The sequence below is a fragment of the Micromonospora sp. HM134 genome, assembly GCF_007833915.1.
Taxonomy (GTDB): domain Bacteria; phylum Actinomycetota; class Actinomycetes; order Mycobacteriales; family Micromonosporaceae; genus Micromonospora; species Micromonospora wenchangensis.
The window spans coordinates 2943310-2960806 of the sequence record NZ_CP041061.1 but is presented as its reverse complement, the minus strand read 5'-3'; the positions used below and the strand labels follow the sequence as shown (position 1 = coordinate 2960806).

Annotated in this window: 19 protein-coding genes; 8 read left to right on the top strand and 11 right to left on the bottom strand. The window is 71.5% G+C overall.

What is annotated here, in order from left to right; genetic code table 11:
* Window positions 1-11: 11 nt before the first annotated feature.
* On the top strand, window positions 12-599 hold the full coding sequence (locus FJK98_RS13015) for a TetR/AcrR family transcriptional regulator (RefSeq protein ID WP_145919243.1): 588 nt from the start codon (window positions 12-14) through the stop codon (window positions 597-599).
* A gap of 183 nt (window positions 600-782) precedes the next feature.
* Here FJK98_RS13015 and FJK98_RS13010 read toward each other — a convergent pair whose 3' ends face one another.
* Window positions 783-1664 (bottom strand): SDR family oxidoreductase, encoded by an 882-nt coding sequence (locus tag FJK98_RS13010; protein WP_145919242.1) that lies wholly within the window; start codon window positions 1662-1664, stop codon window positions 783-785.
* Window positions 1665-1748: 84 nt separating this feature from the next.
* Here FJK98_RS13010 and FJK98_RS13005 point away from each other — a divergent pair, with 84 nt between their 5' ends.
* Both FJK98_RS13005 and FJK98_RS13000 read left to right on the top strand, forming a co-directional pair.
* On the top strand, window positions 1749-2321 hold the full coding sequence (locus tag FJK98_RS13005) for a TetR/AcrR family transcriptional regulator (RefSeq protein ID WP_145919241.1): 573 nt from the start codon (window positions 1749-1751) through the stop codon (window positions 2319-2321).
* 239 nt (window positions 2322-2560) lie between these two features.
* A complete protein-coding gene (locus FJK98_RS13000) occupies window positions 2561-3595 on the top strand; it encodes an LLM class flavin-dependent oxidoreductase (RefSeq protein WP_240762801.1) in 1035 nt (344 codons plus the stop codon).
* A 170-nt stretch (window positions 3596-3765) separates the two neighbouring features.
* On the opposite strand, the gene FJK98_RS12995 is transcribed toward FJK98_RS13000, so the two are convergent.
* Genes FJK98_RS12995 through FJK98_RS12975 form a run of 5 tightly spaced genes read right to left on the bottom strand, consistent with a single transcriptional unit; the run spans window position 3766 to window position 8502 of the window.
* The gene (locus FJK98_RS12995; RefSeq protein ID WP_145919240.1) at window positions 3766-4521 is read right to left on the bottom strand and encodes a hypothetical protein; all 756 of its coding nucleotides are present in this window, start codon (window positions 4519-4521) and stop codon (window positions 3766-3768) included.
* Complete coding sequence (locus FJK98_RS12990; protein ID WP_145919239.1) at window positions 4518-5558, bottom strand: hypothetical protein; 1041 nt, start codon at window positions 5556-5558, stop codon at window positions 4518-4520. The genes FJK98_RS12995 and FJK98_RS12990 overlap by 4 nt, the downstream gene beginning before the upstream one ends.
* Window positions 5555-7273: an AMP-binding protein gene (locus FJK98_RS12985; protein WP_145919238.1), complete on the bottom strand. Its 1719-nt coding sequence runs from the start codon at window positions 7271-7273 to the stop codon at window positions 5555-5557. The genes FJK98_RS12990 and FJK98_RS12985 overlap by 4 nt, the downstream gene beginning before the upstream one ends.
* A 4-nt stretch (window positions 7274-7277) precedes the next feature.
* Window positions 7278-7523, bottom strand: a complete 246-nt coding sequence (locus FJK98_RS12980) for an acyl carrier protein (RefSeq protein ID WP_145919237.1) — start codon at window positions 7521-7523, stop codon at window positions 7278-7280.
* 19 nt (window positions 7524-7542) lie between these two features.
* On the bottom strand, window positions 7543-8502 hold the full coding sequence (locus FJK98_RS12975) for a hypothetical protein (protein ID WP_145919236.1): 960 nt from the start codon (window positions 8500-8502) through the stop codon (window positions 7543-7545).
* Between the two features lie 539 nt (window positions 8503-9041).
* On the opposite strand from FJK98_RS12975, the gene FJK98_RS12970 reads away from it, so the two are divergent.
* Both FJK98_RS12970 and FJK98_RS12965 read left to right on the top strand, forming a co-directional pair.
* Complete coding sequence (locus tag FJK98_RS12970; protein ID WP_168222447.1) at window positions 9042-10637, top strand: amino acid adenylation domain-containing protein; 1596 nt, start codon at window positions 9042-9044, stop codon at window positions 10635-10637.
* On the top strand, window positions 10638-10910 hold the full coding sequence (locus tag FJK98_RS12965) for an acyl carrier protein (protein ID WP_145919234.1): 273 nt from the start codon (window positions 10638-10640) through the stop codon (window positions 10908-10910). It abuts the gene before it with no gap.
* Between the two features lie 159 nt (window positions 10911-11069).
* On the opposite strand, the gene FJK98_RS12960 is transcribed toward FJK98_RS12965, so the two are convergent.
* Both FJK98_RS12960 and FJK98_RS12955 read right to left on the bottom strand, forming a co-directional pair.
* Window positions 11070-11393, bottom strand: coding sequence for a nuclear transport factor 2 family protein (locus tag FJK98_RS12960; protein WP_145919233.1), 324 nt, complete (start codon window positions 11391-11393; stop codon window positions 11070-11072).
* Between the two features lie 56 nt (window positions 11394-11449).
* A complete protein-coding gene (locus FJK98_RS12955) occupies window positions 11450-12280 on the bottom strand; it encodes an SDR family NAD(P)-dependent oxidoreductase (protein WP_145919232.1) in 831 nt (276 codons plus the stop codon).
* A 58-nt stretch (window positions 12281-12338) separates the two neighbouring features.
* On the opposite strand from FJK98_RS12955, the gene FJK98_RS12950 reads away from it, so the two are divergent.
* A complete protein-coding gene (locus tag FJK98_RS12950) occupies window positions 12339-12995 on the top strand; it encodes a TetR/AcrR family transcriptional regulator (RefSeq protein WP_205789435.1) in 657 nt (218 codons plus the stop codon).
* Between the two features lie 87 nt (window positions 12996-13082).
* Here FJK98_RS12950 and FJK98_RS12945 read toward each other — a convergent pair whose 3' ends face one another.
* Window positions 13083-13922 (bottom strand): helix-turn-helix transcriptional regulator, encoded by an 840-nt coding sequence (locus FJK98_RS12945; protein WP_145919230.1) that lies wholly within the window; start codon window positions 13920-13922, stop codon window positions 13083-13085.
* Between the two features lie 192 nt (window positions 13923-14114).
* Here FJK98_RS12945 and FJK98_RS12940 point away from each other — a divergent pair, with 192 nt between their 5' ends.
* A complete protein-coding gene (locus FJK98_RS12940; RefSeq protein WP_145919229.1) occupies window positions 14115-15059 on the top strand; it encodes an SDR family oxidoreductase in 945 nt (314 codons plus the stop codon).
* 713 nt (window positions 15060-15772) lie between these two features.
* On the opposite strand, the gene FJK98_RS12935 is transcribed toward FJK98_RS12940, so the two are convergent.
* Window positions 15773-16492, bottom strand: a complete 720-nt coding sequence (locus FJK98_RS12935; protein ID WP_145919228.1) for a VOC family protein — start codon at window positions 16490-16492, stop codon at window positions 15773-15775.
* A gap of 382 nt (window positions 16493-16874) precedes the next feature.
* Between FJK98_RS12935 and FJK98_RS12930 the strand changes: the two genes are divergently transcribed.
* Window positions 16875-17090 carry a hypothetical protein gene (locus FJK98_RS12930; protein WP_145919227.1) on the top strand — a complete coding sequence of 72 codons (216 nt, stop codon included), beginning with the start codon at window positions 16875-16877 and terminating at the stop codon, window positions 17088-17090.
* A 90-nt stretch (window positions 17091-17180) separates the two neighbouring features.
* On the opposite strand, the gene FJK98_RS12925 is transcribed toward FJK98_RS12930, so the two are convergent.
* On the bottom strand, window positions 17181-17459 hold the full coding sequence (locus tag FJK98_RS12925) for a hypothetical protein (RefSeq protein ID WP_145919226.1): 279 nt from the start codon (window positions 17457-17459) through the stop codon (window positions 17181-17183).
* Window positions 17460-17497 lie beyond the last annotated feature (38 nt).

Below are 17497 nucleotides of genomic sequence, written 5' to 3'. Positions count from 1 at the left end.
GCATCGTCCGCGTGACCAGCCGCGCCGAATCAGCCGCCGCCACCCGCCGCGCGCTGCTCGAATCGGCCGCTGAGCTGCTCGATTCCGGTGGCCTCGACGCGGTGACGCTGCGCGCGGTGGGAGCACGCGCGGGAGTGACCCGCGGAGCGCCCTACCGGCACTTCCCCGACAAGGAGAGCCTGCTGATCGCCGTCGGGACCCGGGCGTGGGACACGCTCGGCGACCGCATGCAGGCCCTCCGCGCCGACCCGGGCCTGTCCGCCGCCGAGAAGATCCGCGGCGGTCTCCTCGCGCTCATCGACGTCGGCCGCGTTCAGCCACACCTCTACCAGCTCATGTTCAGCAACCCGCCCGGCGATCCCACCGCACTCGCCCGGGCCGCCCAGCGGAGCCAGACCGAGTTCCTGGCCGTCGTCGCCGAACTGGTGGGCGAGCAGGACGCCCGCCGGTACGCGGCCCTGCTCATCAGCAGCGCGAACGGGATCGCCGGTCTGGAGGCCAGTGGCCAGCTGGCCGACCCGAAGTGGGGAGGCGTCTGCGCCGAAGACCTCACCGACACCCTCGTCGACATGGTCGCCGCCACGAGCCGGCACACCTGACCGGCGGGCGGCGGACTCGACGGCCCGGGACGCCGGCTGCACGATCGCGTCGGCGTGGCCGGGAAGCGTCGGCAGGGCGGGCCAGACGAGCAGGTGAGTGGTCAGTGCCGGGCCAGCCGGCACCAGCAGCGCCGGCCCGGCCAGGGGCAGCCGGCGTCGGCGCCGCGGGTGGAGGGCAACCGGTCAGGGCTGGAGGTTCTCCAGGTCGGCGAGCAGCTTCGGGTGGGTCGGCGTCCAGCCGAGGGTCGCCCGGGTGTGTGCGCTCGACGACGGCTGGTCGGCGGCGAAGATCTCGCCGAGTGGGCCGAACGTCTCCTCGGGCACCTGCCGTACCGGCAGGCCGAGTCGCCGCCCGATGACCTCGGCGATGTCCCGCACCGCGTCGCCCTCGTCGTCCACCGCGTGCCAGGCGGTGCCTGCCGGTGCGTTCTCCAGGGCGAGCCGGAACAGCACGGCAGCGTCGACCGCGTGCACGGCCGGCCAGCGCTGGGTGCCGTCGCCCGGGTAGCCGGAGACGCCGGACTGCCGGGCAATCTGGGTGAGCAGCCCGGCGAAGCCGCCCTCGCCGTGGTTGTGCACCGTGCGGGGCAGCCGGACCGACGAGCTGCGGACACCCCGAGCAGCCAACGCCAAGATCGAATTTACGGTACGCCCGCGGCCCCCGACCGGGCCCTCGAGCGGCAGCGGGTCGCCCTCGGTCGAGAGCCGGCCGGCCACCCAGGGCGTGCCGGAAACCGTCACGAGCGGACGGTCACTGCCGATCAGCTCCTCGCCCAGAGCGATGAGCGCCGCGGTTTCCTCGGCGACCGCCGCGGCCACCGACTCGGGGCTGCTGAAGTCATTGCCGAAGGCGAGGTGGATCACGCCGTCGGAGCGGGCCGCGCCGGCTCGCACGACGTCGAGGTCGGCCAGGCCGCCCCGGATCGTCTCGGCGCCGGCCGCCTCAGCGGCCTTGGTTGAGGTGTCGGAGCGGGTGAGCGCGAGCACCCGGTGCCCGTGTTCGAGCAGCTCGGCGACGACCGCCGAGCCGATCAGCCCGGTGCCGCCGGCTATGAAGACCTGCATGGACGCTCCCGAAAGTGATGGGACTCTTGTCCCATCACCGTAGCACGTGATGGGACAAGAGTCCCATCACTTATGATGGACGACATGGCACGTTGGGAACCGGGAGCACGCGAGCGGCTGATCGTCGCCGCCGTCGACCTGTTCGCCGAGCAGGGCTACGACGCCACCACGGTCGCGCAGATCGCCGAGCGGGCCGGCGTCACCAAGAGCACGTTCTTCCGGCACTTCCCCGACAAGCGCGAGCTGCTGGCGGCCGGGCAGGAGACGCTCAGCCGGCTGCTCGCCGAGGGCATCACCGAGGCGCCGGCCGGGGCCACCCCGCTCGAGGCGGTCGCGGCCGGCCTGCAGCGGGCGTCCGACGCGATGGGCCCGCTCAACCGCGAGATCGGACCCCGACTCAAGGCAGCCGTCGCGGCGAGCACCGAGCTACAGGAGCGCGACGCCCTCAAGAGCGTGAGCATGGCCGCCGCGATGACCGCCGCCCTGACCGCCCGCGGTGTCCCCGACGCGGCCGCCGCGCTGGCCGGGGAGCTGGGCTTGCTCGCGTTCAAGCGGGGCTACGCCGAGTGGGCCGACACCGACGCCGACCACGGGCTGGCCCGCTACACGCTGGCCGCCCTGAGCGAGCTGCGAGCGGCGACCGCGACACTCGGCTGAGCCGGCGCGCGGATCTCGGGCCGGTCGCCGGCTCTGCGCGTCAGGCCCTGCGGCGAGAACGCGGACTGGATCCGGCCACCCAGCCCGGGTGGATGACCCGCTCCGGATGCCCGGCTTCGCCGGCACGCCGTAACCCGACGACCCGCCCAACCTGCGGTTGCGCCGCCGCCGGGCGCAACCCTTTCCTACCGACCAGGTAGGGTTCCAGGTCCCTGGGTGGGCATCCTTGGAGGCGGACGGTGAGTGGAACACCTGCGTCGAAGCAGTCGGCAGCACTGCGAAAGCTCGGCTTCCTGACCATCGGCCTGTTCGACGAGGCCGACCCCCGCACCGGCCACGAGGCGACACTCCGGCTCATCGAGTTGGGCGAGCAACTCGGCTTCGACAGCACCTGGGTACGCCACCGCCACCTCCAGTACGGCATATCCTCACCGATCGCCGTCCTGGCGGCGGCCTCACAGCGGACCCGGCACATCGAGCTCGGCACCGCGGTCATCCCGCTCGGCTGGGAGAACCCGCTGCGGCTGGCCGAGGACCTGGCCACGGTCGACATCCTCTCCGGCGAGCGCCTGAACCCCGGGGTGAGCGTCGGCCCACCGATGCACTACGACCGGGTCCGCCGGTCGCTCTACCCGGACACCGCCGACGCGGAGGACTTCAGCTACACGCGGGTACGACGGCTGCTCGACCTCGTTCGCGGCGAGCCGGCCAGCGACGTCGAGGGCTTCGAGGGTTTCGAACAGTTCTCCCGCCGGGTGCAACCGCACTCCCCCGGCCTGGCCGCCCGGATGTGGTACGGCGCGGGCAGCCTCCACTCCGCCCGCTGGGCCGGCGAGCAGGGCATGAACCTGCTCACCAGCAGCGTGGTCAAGGCCGAGGAGTCCACCGACTTCACCGCGATCCAGCTCTCGCACATCCGGACGTTCCGCGCCCACCACCCGGACGGCGAACGGGCTCGTGTCTCGCAGGGACTCGTCGTCATCCCCACCGACACCGCCACCCCGACCCAACGTGCCCGCTACGAGGAGTACGCCCGGCAACGCACGCCCCGAACGGCGTCACCCCAGGGTCCGGCCCGGATGATGTTCGCCCCCGATCTCGTCGGCCCGTCGGAGCTGATCGCCGAACGACTGCTCGACGATGTCGCGTTCCGCGAGGTCGACGAGGTTGCGTTCGCCCTGCCCTTCACCTTCACGCCGGCCGACTACGCGCAGATCCTCACCGACATGGCGACCCGGCTCGGCCCCGCGCTCGGGTGGCACCCCAGCCGCTGACGGGCGGGCCGGCCAGATTGAGCAGGGAGCCCACTGTCCGGCCTGCGTTGCAGGTCTCATTCTCCCCGCGCGGCTCACGGAACAGGGTGGACCGCCTCCGGTGAGCCGTGATCTGTGGTCGTGAGCGACACCGACTCGATCCATGTTCGGCCGGCCACGGCCCGGATCGGTCACGGCTCGATGGTGTACTCACAGACCGCCGCCGGGAAACCGCCCGCGCCGAAGCGCAGTTCGACGACGTGCCCGTGGTCGGTCTCGGTGACCGCTGGGATGATCGACTGACCGGCCCGGGCCGGTCGCAGGTACCAGCACCGGCTGGTGTCGGTCCGGCCGGGCGGCACCCCCGCGTCGGCCAGCGCGTTCTCGCCGCGCTCCAGGTAGCACGCGAAGAAGACGTGGTCGTTGAGATCCGTCTCGCGGTCGCTGAACGTGAAGCCGGCCGTCTCGGTTCCGCCGCTGCGTGGTCGTCGCGGCAGCTCCGGCAGGAGGGGCGGTTCGCCGCCGAAGCCCGGGGGTGGCTCGGTGCGCGGTGTGGGTCGTGCCCCGACCCCGGTGTCCAACCAGGTCCACCGGCTGGTCCACACCGCCACCACGGTGCCGTCGACGGCGCGGAGGGTCAGCTCGTCGTGCCCGCCGTACCAGCCACGCCGATCGGTGCCGAGGGTGACGGCCAGTTCGGCGTCGAGCGGCGTTCCGGGAAGCACCCGCACCGGCGGGGTGTACGCCTGCACGTACCGCACCACGGCGCGGACCTGGTGCCGTTCGAAGTAGGACCAGCGGTCGAGGCCGGCCATCTCCTGCCACCAGCCGGCTGAGACCTCGTCGAGGAGTTGCACCAGGTGGGTCGGTTTCAGGGTGCCGCGCTGGGTGATGGCCGGATAACGCGCCTCGGTGCCCGCCCGGTACAGCCTGGGCCCGACGGTCACGGCAGCTGTCCCTGGGCCTGCGCTCGCGCCGGCCGCCGCGGTTTGATGGTGGTGCTCACCGTGGGCGGACGGGTCCGACCCCCGCAGTGGTGTACCGCCATCGGACCCTCCGCCCGGCAGGCGCAGGGCAACACCCGGTTGAGGCTGGACCCGATGCAGAACTCCTCGAAGGCGGTCCGGTCGCCGGGGAGCAGCCGGGCCAGTAGTGCCATCACCGGGTCCACCGCCTTGATCCGGCCGTCGTCGTCGCGCACCTCCAGCCAGGCGTGGTCGAGGTCCATCATCCCGATCAGCCAACCCCGTCGGGCGTACGCCTCGTACCCCATGGCCTGGCACTCCCGTTCGAGATACAGGCTGGCGGAGACGCAGTTGACCACCCCGTTGGCGAGCGTGTCGTCCGGGTCGACCTGCCAACTGGACGGCAGCATCTGGAAACGCGGCCCGCCGTGCCGGATGCCGGCGAACAGCCGGGCCAACCGGGGGGAGACGATCCGGTCCGCCCGACCTGCGGTGACCAGGTCCAGTTCGACGGCGACGAGGTCGGGTGCGGCCGGGAGCCGCACCTCGTCGTCGGTGACGGTCACGGGTCCGGCGGCGCTGGTCCAGCCGGACGCCGCGCCACCGCCGCGCTCCGGAACCGGTCGGTGCAGCAGCCAGCCGGGGTCCGTGCCGCATCCGCCGTCCGGGCACCTCAGCGTCGCGGTCATCCGCCAGGGCCTCGGTTCCGTCCAGGTGGCGGCGGGCTTCAGGGAGAACCGGAACGCGAACTCCCAGCCGATCTCCGGGAGGCTGTTCCCGCTTCCCGAGTAGAGCCCCAGATTGATGAGGTCGTAGTGGCAGAATCGCCGCTCGTCGCCCTCGCCGGTGACCGGCAGCCCGGCCTCGACCAGCAACTCCAGTGTCTCGGCGGGACAACGCAGCAGTCCCAGCGCGCCGGCCCGGTCGACGGTGACCTCGCGGTGGGCCGGCGGGACGAGGGTGACCCGGCGCAGCGCGGCGAGCCACCGGTCGGTCTCCGCCGCGGTGACCGCGCTCACGGCAGCCACGCTCCGGGCTCGGTGGAGTCGTAGAGCACCTCGCCGGAGAGGGAGCCGTCCATGGCGGCCCGGAACATGGGCCGCCGTCGCGGTTTGCCGCTGGTGGTACGCGCCACTGTGGACGCGGGCACGCTGAGCACCCGGATGCGTACGCCGGGGCCGCCCTCCCGGCCGAGTATCCGCGCCACCTCCGCGGCCCACGGACCTGGCCGCTGCCGGATCAGCGCGTGCAGTTCCGGCGTGCGGCCGGCGGAGCCGGCCAGTACCACGACCCGTTCCGGGGAGAGGCCGTCGACGCCGGCGAGGCGGGCCTCCAGGTCCTCCGCGTAGAGGTTGCGTCCGCGTACCTTGAGGCTGTCGCCGGCCCGGCCGAGGACGAACAGTTGGCCGTCGTGGAGGAAGCCGTGGTCGCCGGTGCGCAGCCGGCCCCCGGCGAAGGCGGCGTCAGGTCCGTCGGGCCCGTGGTATCCGGCGGCCACCGACCGGCCGGTCAGTGCGATCTCCCCGACGACGTCGGGCGGCAGCGGTCCGCCCTCGTCGTCGACGACGGTCACCGCGACGCCGTCCCGGGCGTCGCCGCAGCCGATCAACCAGTCGTCGTCGGCCGACGGGTCCGTCCCGACCTCCTCGACGGCGATCACCTCGACCGGCTCGCCGGGGCGCAACTGTCCGGCGACCCGGAGCGCCACCGGTGGTGGCGCCAGGCGCAGGCCGGTCGCCGCGAGGGTGTTCTCGGCCAGCCCGTACGCGGGGAGGAAGGCCCGGGTGCGGAACCCGTGCGGGCCGAGCAGCGCCGCGAACGACTCCAGGGTGCGTCGGCTGACCCGTTCGGCGCCGACGATCGCGGCCCGCCAGTCGCTGAAGTCCATCCCGGCCAGCTCGTCGGGGTCGATCCGCCGGGCGGCGTAGGCGTAGCCGAAGGTGGGAGCGGCGGTCAGCGTCGCCCCCTGCTCGCCGAAGCAGGACAGCCAGCGTCGGGGCGAGCGGATGAACTGGTCCGGTCGCATGGCCAGGATGTCGCTCTGGTTGAGCACCGGAGCGAGGGTGCAGCCGATCAGCCCCATGTCGTGGTAGGTCGGCAGCCAGGTGGCGGTCACGTCGGCGGCGCCCATGTCGAGCCAGCGGCGGATCGCGGTGATGTTGGCCAGGAGGTTGTCGGCGCGGATCGCCACCGCCCGGGGGTGGCCGGACGATCCGGAGGTGAACTGGACAAGCGCCACCTCGTCCCCGGCTGGTGGCTGCGGATCGTCGGCGGCAGGCGTGACGGGACGGCCCGGCCGCCCGTCGCCCGACTGGTCCGCGCCCGGGGCGGTCAGCACGGTCACCGCCAGCCCGGCGGCGGCTGCGGCGCTGCGGGCGGTTCCGGCCAGCTGCGGGTCGACGACCATGGTGCGGGTGCCGGCGACCCGCATCAGGTGGGTCAGCTGCTTCGGGTACGCCCCGCCCGCGCCGAGCCCGGACGGTGGTGGCATCGGGTTGACCACCCCGCCGGCTGCCAGCACTCCGAAGAAGCCGGCCAGGAACGTCTCCGGTGCCGCCAGCAGGAGCGAGACCACCTCACCCCGGCGCAGTCCCGTGGCGCGCAGCAGTCCGGCCACGTTCCCGGCGGCGACGGCGAGCGAGGGAAAGTCGTGCCGGGTCCAACCGGCGTCGTCGGTGGCCACCCGTAGCCCGTGGCCGGTGCGCGGCTCGGTGAGCCAGCCGGTCAGGCTCATGGTGTCATCGTCCGGCTGCCTGGCTGACCAGCGTCACCACGTCGGCGACCGTGGTGACGTCCATCGCCTCGTCGTCGGAGATCGGTGGCAGGTCGAAGCGCCGCTCCAACGCGACCGCCAGTTCGATGAGCGCGAGCGAGTCGAAGTGCAGATCGTCGACGAGTCGTTGGCCGTCGGTGACGTCCCCGGCCGGGTGGGGTGCCATGCTGGCCACCAGTTGGCGGACCATCACCTCGATGGGCTCTGCCATCAGGCTCTCTCCTTCCTTCTCAGCTCAGGCTCCGGATCGGGTGTGGCACGCCGTGACGGTTCTCGTAGTCGACGACGGCCCGTTCCTCGGCGGCCCGCCACACCTCGGTGACCTGCGCGTCGACGTCGTCGAGGCCGGTGGCGCGCACCCGGCGCAGCAGCGCGTCCCGGGCGGTGTCCCACTGGTCGCGCAGTTGCCGGCCGCGGGCCCGGACCACCATCGGCAGCGCCGACGGGTTGCGCCGCTCCGGTCCGACCAGCACGTGCACCACGTACGGGACGGCGTCGAGGACCTGGTCGCCGACGATCTGACGGCGGCCGTTGTCCACCGCGTGGCGCATCGCCCAGACGCCGAAGCCGACGTGCCGGGACTCGTCGCGGATCACGTTGCGGAGTCCCTGGGCCAGCACGGGTAGCTGCCCGCAGCGGCGGACCGCTTCGGCCACCGAGCGGAGCACGACCAACGCGAGCGCCCCCTCGGCCACCACGTGGTAGGTGGTCACTGCGGCGTACCAGGCGTCGAGGTCGTCCGGGTCGCGTCGCACCCGTTCGGTCTGTTCCAGCAGGTACGCGTCGAACAGTTCCACTGTGGCGTCGGAGGCGTCCGCCCGGCACCGTCGCGCGTACGCGTGGGGTGGCTCGGTGGATCCCTCCACCGCCTGGAGGTAGCCGAGGAAGAAGATGCTGTGGCGGCTCTCGTCCACGAGCTGGCTGGAGAGGTAGAACTGGGCGGCCTGGGTGGGGGCCGCGTACACCAGGGGGGTCAGCAGGCGGGCGACGGCGACCTCGCCGACGGCGAGTTCGACGAGGGCGGCCCTGAGTTCCTGGTGGAGGAAGGGTCGCAGCGCCTGCCATGCCGGTCGGTCGGCGGTCATCGGCAGGTCCTGGGTGGCCCAGTTCTGCCGCTCCCAGCGCAGGTACAGGCTCTCGGGAGTGGTCTCCCGGTCGTCGATGAGCTGTTCGTCGAGGACGGCCGTCACCGTGGGACTCCTTTCCCCGTGGCTGCCCTGCGTCACGGGGCCGCACCGGGGGCAGCGGGAAGTTGGATCGACCGGAGAAACGGCGTCGGCCAGCGGTTCGGGTGACATTGACCACGGTATTTGCCTGTTGCGGGCTCCTCCCCCGTTTGCCGCACACCCGCAAGTGGTACGATCACCTAGAGAATCGGCGAGCGGATGCCGGGTGTCAAGGCAGGGTTTCGGGCAGGGCGGTGCGCGTGCCAGAGGTCTCGTCACTGCCCTGTGCACCGACGCCGACCGGGTCACAAGCCGCTGGTGGGCTGCCCGGACCGCGCGCCGGACCACCCGATCCACGCACCCGGCGAGGTGGGCGACCGTGCTGGGCCCGGTTTACCTGACGCTGGGTGGAGAACTGCGCTGGACAGCGGGTCTGGTGACCTTTAGCCGTGAATTTCGGTGTCCCTTCGCGCAATGGACGTGTGGTAGAAAGGCAGGAATTTGTCGCCGGCTGCACTGACTACGAGGTTTCGGAAGGGAACCCCGACATGGGGATACGGGCCGTGGCACGTGGAAGCCTCGTCGATCTGGTCCGCGACCAGGCCGACCGTGATGCGTCGAGCGTGGCGGTGGTCGACGAGGGCGGGGTGCTGACCTACGGCGACCTGGAGCGGGAGAGCAGCCGCCTCGCCCACGTCCTGGCGTCCCGTGGGCTCCGGCCGGGCGACCGGGTCGTCCTCCTGCTCCCCCGGTCCGCTGCGGCGATCTGCGCCATCTTCGCGGTCCTGAAATGCCGTGGCGTCTACGTTCCGCTGGACACCGCCAGTCCGCCGGCCCGGCTGCGGCCCCGGATCGCCGCGGCCGAGCCACGGTTCCTGATCGGGGACGCCACCACTCACCGCCTGCTCCGGCAGTGCTGGGACGGCCCGTCGGCCGTGACGGTCTGGCTCACCGACCCGCCACCGGACGCCCTTCGACCGCAGGACGTCGTGGCGGCTGAGGTCTGCGCCGCACCGGCCACGCCACCGGCCACCGAACCGGCCCCCACCGACCTCGCGTACCTGCTCTTCACCTCGGGTTCGACAGGAACGCCGAAGGGAGTGCCGATCACCCACCAGAGCGTGCTGAGTCTGGCGTCCTGGGCGCGGGAGCACTTCGGACTGACCAGCATGGACCGGCTCTCCTGCCACTCGGCGCTGTCGTTCGACTTCTCCGTGCTCGACATCTACTCGGCGGTGACGGCCGGCGCGTCGCTGCACATGGTCCCGGCGCACTACAACCTCGTACCTGATCTGCTGGCGCGGTTCATCCGTGAGTCGCGGCTGACCCAGTGGTCGTCCGTGCCGTCGGTCCTCATGGCGATGGCCAACCGTGGTGTGGTGCGGGACATGCCGGAGCTCCGCCGGTTGGTCTGGTGCGGGGACGTCTTTCCGGTCGACGGTCTGCGCCACTGGATGGCGAACCTGCCGCACGTCCGGTTCACCAACCTCTACGGGCCCACCGAGACCACCGTCGCGAGCAGCTACCACGACGTCGGGTCGATGCCGGCGCCGGGTGCCGGGGTGCCGATCGGCACCGCGCTGCCCGGCGAGCGCCTGGGGGTGTTCGACGAACACCGGCGGCCGGTGCCGGCCGGCGTGGTCGGTGACCTCCACATCGCCGGGGTCGGACTCAGCCCGGGGTACTGGCGGAGCCCGGCGGAGACGGCGGCGGTGTTCGGCACCGTCGAGGGTGACGACGCCACCCGCTGGTACCGCACCGGGGACCGGGCCAACATCGACGAGCAGGGTCTCGCCCACTTCCACGGTCGCGGTGACCGGCAGATCAAGTCCCGCGGCTACCGGGTCGAACTGGACGAGATCACCCGGGTGGCGCGGGGGCTGCCGGAGTTCGCCGACGTGGCGGTCGTGGCGGTGGACTCCCCCGAGGCCGCCGGACGCGAGATCGGCCTCGCCTACGTGGCGGCCGGCGACCGTCCGCCGGACCACGCGACGGTACGGTCCGAGCTGGCCCGGACGTTGCCCCCGTACATGTTGCCGACGCGATGGCTCGCGGTGGACGCGATCGACACGAACAGCAACGGCAAGATCGACTATCCGGCGCTGACCCGACGGTTCCTCGACCGTGCCGATGCGGCCCCGCCCAGGACGGAGACCTAGATGTCAGCCACCACCTGGCCGGCGCCGTTCGAGGCGATCCTGCGCCGTTACCTGGCGGCGGTCTCCACGGACGAGGACGTCCCGGCGGAGCCGCTCGTCGACCTGGGCCTGGACTCGTTGCGGGCGACGGCGCTCCTGACGGAGTTGGAGAAGGAGTTCGGTGTCGACTTCGGCGACGAGGTGCTCGACCCAGCGTTGTTCTCCAGTGCCGGCCACATGTGGACCGTGGTCCAGGGTCTGATGGGCGATTCCTCCTCGCGCGCCCCGCAGTGATCCGGTCGCGGTAGCCGGCTCCGGTGCGGTCGGCCCCGTCCGGTCGCGCGCCGGACCGCCGGGCGGTCCTTCACCGCGCCGCGCTCGTCCCTCGTCAGCGCGGCCGACCCTCGATGATCGAGAGCCGGCCTCCCCTCGGGCCGCCCCGGTCGGTGACGATCAGACAGGGGCGATCGCGAGGTCGGTGACCTGGCCGTCCGTGATGCCGAACTCGAACGAGAAGGACAGCGGGCCGCCGGGGAAGTCGCCGTCCCCGGAGGCCACCAGCCGCTCGTCCGCGAACGAGGTCGGGGTGAGCACGATCCTGGGGGTGATCAGGTGTCCCTGGATCCACTCGCGGATCTCGGTCCCGCCGGTCCAGGTCTTCCCGTCGTCGCGCACGGTGGCCCCGTCGCCGAAGACCGCGGCCAGCGCGTTCGCGTCGTGCGCGTTGGTGGCGGCGATGAAGTTCTCGACGACGGTGGGCAGCGTGATGTCATTCATTTCCACTCTCCGGTTCTAGGGTGCGAGGGCGCGCCGACAGCGCTGTGGCGACAGGCTCAGAAGTCCGCGCTGCGGGAGAGCTTCTCGTTCGCGCGCAGCTCCGCGAGTGCGTTCTCGTGCATCGCGACGACGGCGTCGTAGCCGGAGTTGCCGAGCACGATCCGGTGCGGTGCAACGGGTGCGTTCATCGCGCTGATCACGGCCTGCACGCCACGAACAGGGTCACCCGCCTGCTTGCCGTCGGCGTCCACGAACGCCGCCTTGACCGCCTCGACCATCGGCACGTAGGCGTCGACGGTCTCGGTGACGGGCTCGTGCTGGAAGTAGGAGAAGGCACTGGTACGGAAGGCTCCCGGCGCTACGGCGAGCACCCGCACCCCGAACGGCTCGACCTCCTGGCGCAGCGTCGCGGTGAGGCCTTCGATCGCGAACTTCGCCGCCGCGTAGTAACCGAACCCCTGTGCGCCGACGAGGCCGGCCACCGACGACATGTTGACGATCCAGCCGTCGCCGCGGGCCCGCATACCCGGCAGGACCGCGCGGATCACCTCGACGACGGCGAACAGGTTGAGGTCGAACGTGCGGCGGATCGTCTCGTCGGGAGCCCCCTCGATCGAGCCGTACCAGCCACGGCCCGCGCTGTTGACGAGCACGTCGATGCCGCCGAACCGTTCCTCTGCCGCCGCGACCGCCGTCCGCACCTGGTCGGAGTCGGTGACGTCGAGCTGGAGAACCAGCACCCGGTCACCGTGCGGTTCGGCCCACTCCCGCAGCTCAGCAGGCCGACGTGCGGTCAACGCCACCTGGTCCCCCTGTGCCAGTGCAGCCTCGGCGTAGACCAGACCGAACCCTCCGGGCGTCCCACCGGTGATGAACCAGGTCCGCATGGACTTCTCCTCTCGCTATAGAACGCAATGTAGCGCTATATGGGCTACCATAGCAAGCGTGACCAACGCACGGGATCGTCTCCTGCTCGCCGCGGCGGAGATGCTGGAGAGCGGCGCCACGGTGTCCACGAGGGCGGTGTGTGACCGCGCCGGGGTGCAGGCCCCGACGCTCTACCACCACTTCGGCAGCAAGCAGGGCCTGATCGACGCCGTGGCCAACCACGGTTTCACCCAGTACACGGCGGTCGAGAACTCGGGCGACCCGCTGGACGACCTCCGCACGGGCTGGGACCGGCACGTGCAGTTCGGGTTGGCGCACCCGTCGTTCTACGGGTTGCTCTACGGGCGCGCCGAGCCGGGAAGAGCCTGCGCCGTCACCGCTCCCGCGCACGCCGCGTTGCGTGAACGGTTCACCGCCGCAGCCACCCGGGGCATGCTCAAGGTGCCGGCGGACGACGCCGCCGAACAGGTCTTCGCCGCCAACGTCGGCATCACGCTCACCCTGATCAGCCAGACGGAGCCGGACCTCGGGCTGTCCGGACGCGTCCGTGAGGCGGCGCTGGCCGGAGTCCTGCACACACCCTCCGCCGACGCCCCCGCGACCCGCGCGAGCGCCGCGTTGACGTTGCGGGCACTGGTCGACGACGACCCGGGCGACCTCACCCCCGGCGAACGCGGACTGCTCGACGAACTGCTGGAGCGCCTGGCCCGCTGACGTGCCGCTGGCCTCGTGTCACGGGCTGTCCGGCGTGTGGGACCGTCCAACGCCGCCCCCGGCGGGTCGGCGCGGCGGGGACGTGCCTCAGCGCAGCGGCTGGGCGCCGATGACGGACAGCATCTGGAGTTTCTCGTAGCTTTCGCTGCCGGGAACGGCGGTGTAGACCATCAGCGAGTGGGCCCGGTCCGGGTCGACCAACCGCTGGCAGTTCAACTCCAGCGCGCCGACCTCGGGGTGGACGAAGTGCTTGACCTCGTGCGGGCGTACCCCGATCTCGTGGTCGTCCCACACCCGCCGGAACTCCTCGCTGGCGGCCAGCAGCAGCCCGGCCAGGTACGCCGCCCGCGACTCCGGGCCCCGGAGGGTGACCAGCTGACGCAGCCCGGAGACGTACATGCGGGTCAGGAAGGCGTGCTCGGTGGGCGCGTAGAAGCGACGGACGGCAGGGTCGGTGAACCACCGGTAGCCCGCGCTGCGGGCCGGCCCGGTGTAGCGGGTGGTGTCCCCGGTGAGCGCGACGCCCATGGCGGACTGCCGCAGGGTCTCGCCGAGTTCGGTGACGATCTCGGCGGGGGTGTCGTCCAGCCGGTCCAGCACCCGCAGCAGACCGGGACTGATGTGGTCGTTGGAGGCACCCCTGGGGGGCGGTTGGTGGCCGGCGAGGCGGAACAGGTGGTCGCGCTCGTCGATCGACATGTGCAGGCCCTGGGCGATCGAGGCGAGCATCCGCTGCGACGGTTGCGGGCCGCGTTCCCGCTCCAGCCGGGAGTAGTAGTCGGTCGACATGTGGCACAACCCGGCGACCTCCTCACGGCGTAGCCCGTTCGTCCGGCGGCGCTGCCCACGGGGCAGTCCGACGTCCTCCGGTTGCAGTGCCTCACGCCGGTTACGGAGGAACTCCGCCAGCCCACTGCGATCGATCACGACGCCTCCCTCCGGTACCGCCTTGTTTCTACCGGCCACGGCAGGGACGTAGCCACGCCCCGCCGATCCCCCCTTCCCGGCCGCGGGCCCGCCGAGGGTGGGATCGGTAGGCCGTGGCTACCGCCCCGCATCCGACCGATGATCGACGGCGTAACCCGATGACCCGGACCACCGACAGCGAAAGCAGAGCCGATGCCACGTACACCTGTCGACATCAGCGTCCCCGACCTGACCGGAAAGCTGGCCGTGATCACCGGAGCGAGCGACGGGATGGGCCTGGGCATGGCCGCCCGGCTGGCCGGAGCCGGCGCAGAGGTGATCCTGCCCGTCCGCAACCCGGGCAAGGGTGAGGCCGCGATCGCCACCATCCGGCGGGCCCACCCGGACGCGAAGGTCTCGCTACGCAGCCTGGACCTGTCCTCGCTGGAGTCGGTCGCCACGCTGGGCGAGACCCTGGGTGCGGAGGGCCGTCCGATCCACCTCCTGATCAACAACGCCGGTGTGATGCAGCCGCCGACCCGGCAGACCACGGCCGACGGGTACGAGGTGCAGTTCGGCACCAACCACCTCGGCCACTTCGCCCTGGTCGCCCGGCTCCTCCCCCTGCTGAGCGCCGGCCGGGCCCGGGTCACCTCCCAGGTCAGCGTCGCCGCCCGCAGTGGTCGCATCAACTGGGACGACCTCAACTGGGAACGCTCGTACCACGGCATGCGCGCCTACCGCCAGTCGAAGATCGCGTTCGGGCTGTTCGGTCTGGAGCTGGACCGACGTAGCAGGGCCCACGGGTGGGGCATCACCAGCAACCTCTCCCATCCCGGGGTGGCCCCCACCAGCCTCCTGGCCGCCCGCCCCGAACTCGGCCGCAGCCGGGACACTCCCGCGATCCGCCTGATCCGGGCCATGTCCGCCCGCGGCATCCTGGTCGGCACCGTCCAGACCGCGGCCCTGCCCGCGCTGATGGCCGCGACCGACCCCGACGCCCGTCCCGCCGTCCTCTACGGACCCGGCGGGCCTGGCAACCTCGGCGGCCCACCCGCCGAGCAGCGGATGTACCCGACACTGCGCGACACCGGGGAGGCCCAGCGCGTCTGGCAGGTCTCCGAACGGCTGGCCGGCGTCGCGTTCGTCGCGGCCTGACACCGGCCGGAACCGGAACGCCGCCCGTCGTCCGGCGGCCGGTTCTGGTTCTGGTTCTGGTTCTGGACGACCATGGGTCGGTTCCGTGGGTCGGCCGTCGTTGCCGTGGCCGCGCCGGCCTTCCGATACCCGGTGCACGAGCGCTGCGCCCTCTCGCGCAGTTCACCCTGATGAGCCGGATGCGGGCCGACCTCCAGGTGGTGTTCCCCCACGACACCGAGCTGGAGGAATTCGGCTACACCCGGGGCTGCATGACCGACGTCCACTATCGCGGCGGCGGGGCGAGCAGCAGCTGCGGTACTGGTTCGACGTGGCCGAGGTCAGCCGCGGCTGGACATCCTCGACGCCCACTGCGGACCCGCCGGCTTCGGCCGGGGAGGGCGAAGCCAGACCATCAGTTTCGACACCGCACCCGCCCCCGCGGCGGTCTGCCCCCAACACCCCCGGCTACCGGTCGGCGAGTTCGATGGAGAGCACAGGGCGGGTTGTTCGTCACCACACATCCGCCAGCCGCCGCACATAGCGCCCATGCAAAATGGCCGACCACGTGCCGCAGGCACCACACCGTGCCCACACCGTCTGTGTCGCTGCGTTGATCCTGACTTAGCTGCCATCCGGATCTGCCGCCGACCGCGTGCCACGGGCGGTGACTACTCCCGAGGCCACCCGGCGTCCGGACGTAGCCGAGATGGCGGAGGCGTTCGAATGGTGAGTTACCGCAATGCTGCGGCGAGGTCGGCGGCGTTGTCGAACGCGGGTGCTGCCCTTTCGGATTCGACTTCCGTGAGCGTGACGGACTTGGCGCGGGTCAGCATCTCGGCCGCAGTCTTTGGATCGTGCAGCACCATCGCGAGTTCGGCGCGGTAGACCAGGACCTCTACCTGCTCGACCGGGTCGTCGTCGGCTTGCGGGCGGGCCAACGCGCTGTCGAGGATCCGAACGGCCTGTCCCACGCTTCCCCGGGAATCGGCCTGCACGACGGCATTCGCCAGAGCCTTGGCCAGCCGCCCGGCAGGCGTGGCGGCCGGCACCGGCGCGGTGGCGGCGTCCCGAAAGACGCGGATCCAGTTGCCGCCCGGGTCGATGACGCTGAACCCACCCCACCCGTCGGCGTTCTTCCGCGCCCTGGGCCGGGTCATCCGCGGCGTTCCGGACACCAGGACCTTGCCGTACGCGGCGCGCATGCCAGCGGCGAACGCCCGGTGTAGTCCCTCGATGTCCGCGGTGAGTACGAGACAGGAGCCGTAGGACTGCTCCGAGTCAAACCCGGCGATCTCGAAGAACTGCAGATGCAGGTCTTCCCGCTGCACCCCCACGCACGCGTTGGGCTTGCGCTGCTTATACGTGGTACGGAAACCGAGAACTCCATAGAAGGCTTCAATGTCATCAATGGACGCGCAGGGCAGCAGGGGAACGGTCCGCTCGTTGGCCATGCCTCCTTCCTAGACGTCGCAGGGTGTCCGTCGCCCATGGAAATAGCCGATCATCGCCACCGGCCATCCGATCGGCCGATGACCCAGAACGCAACGTCGCCGCGCCGCGCCATCGGGGTGCCTTCCTACCGGCCACACGGCTCGCCAAGATCAAGCACCCGGATCTGCCGCTCTCGCGCTACTGAAGGTCATCGGCCGCTGCCGTCAGCGGCCCGGACCGCCCGTCGCGGTACGGTTCCGCAGTGCCTGCCAGCGTCCGACGACCTCGATCTTTGTCGACATCGACGGCGTGCTGATCCCGCTACGGGCCCGATCGCACCAGGTCGGTACTCGCTGGAGCGGCAGAGCGGCGGACGGTCCCGACCGCCACGGCAATCCTCTGTTGGACCGGCTCGATCCCGCCGACGGTCAACGGCTCCTCGCCCTGCCGGGTGAGCTGGCCTGGGCCAGCACCTGGATGGCCGAAGCCAACGAGGTCGTGGCACGCCGGATCGGTCTTCTCGCCCTCCCCGTCATCGACTGGCCCGACGACGACGAGGAACCACCGCGTGGAGTGCACTGGAAGACCAGACCGTTGGTGCGCTGGGCGGCCAGCTAAGCGCAGCGATGCCTGCCCCAGGCGGCCAACCGGTTGAGAGGGACATGTTTCGCAATTCGGTATGCACAGCTGCGCCTCTCGGGTGAGGGCTCAGTCCGTTCGCCCTCCGCCACCGGTATCGAAGTTCGCAGCGTCTCCATACCCGGCGTTGTCCACGATGGCGGCAGAGTGCCGATCGGGAACACCACGACCCCGGTGAAAAATGTCGCGATCAGGGCGCGGCGAGTCGCGGCGTATCGCCCGCATGGCGGCCCGCGCGGCCGCCGCCTTCTCCGCTGCGCTCCGCGGCCGGCGACCGCTGCGCTGGAAGATCAGGACCACGACGCCCGCCACAAGCCCGATGCCAGCAAGCAAGAGATACCACTGCATGTCCTCACGGTAGAAACAGCCCGCATCTGGACGGGGAG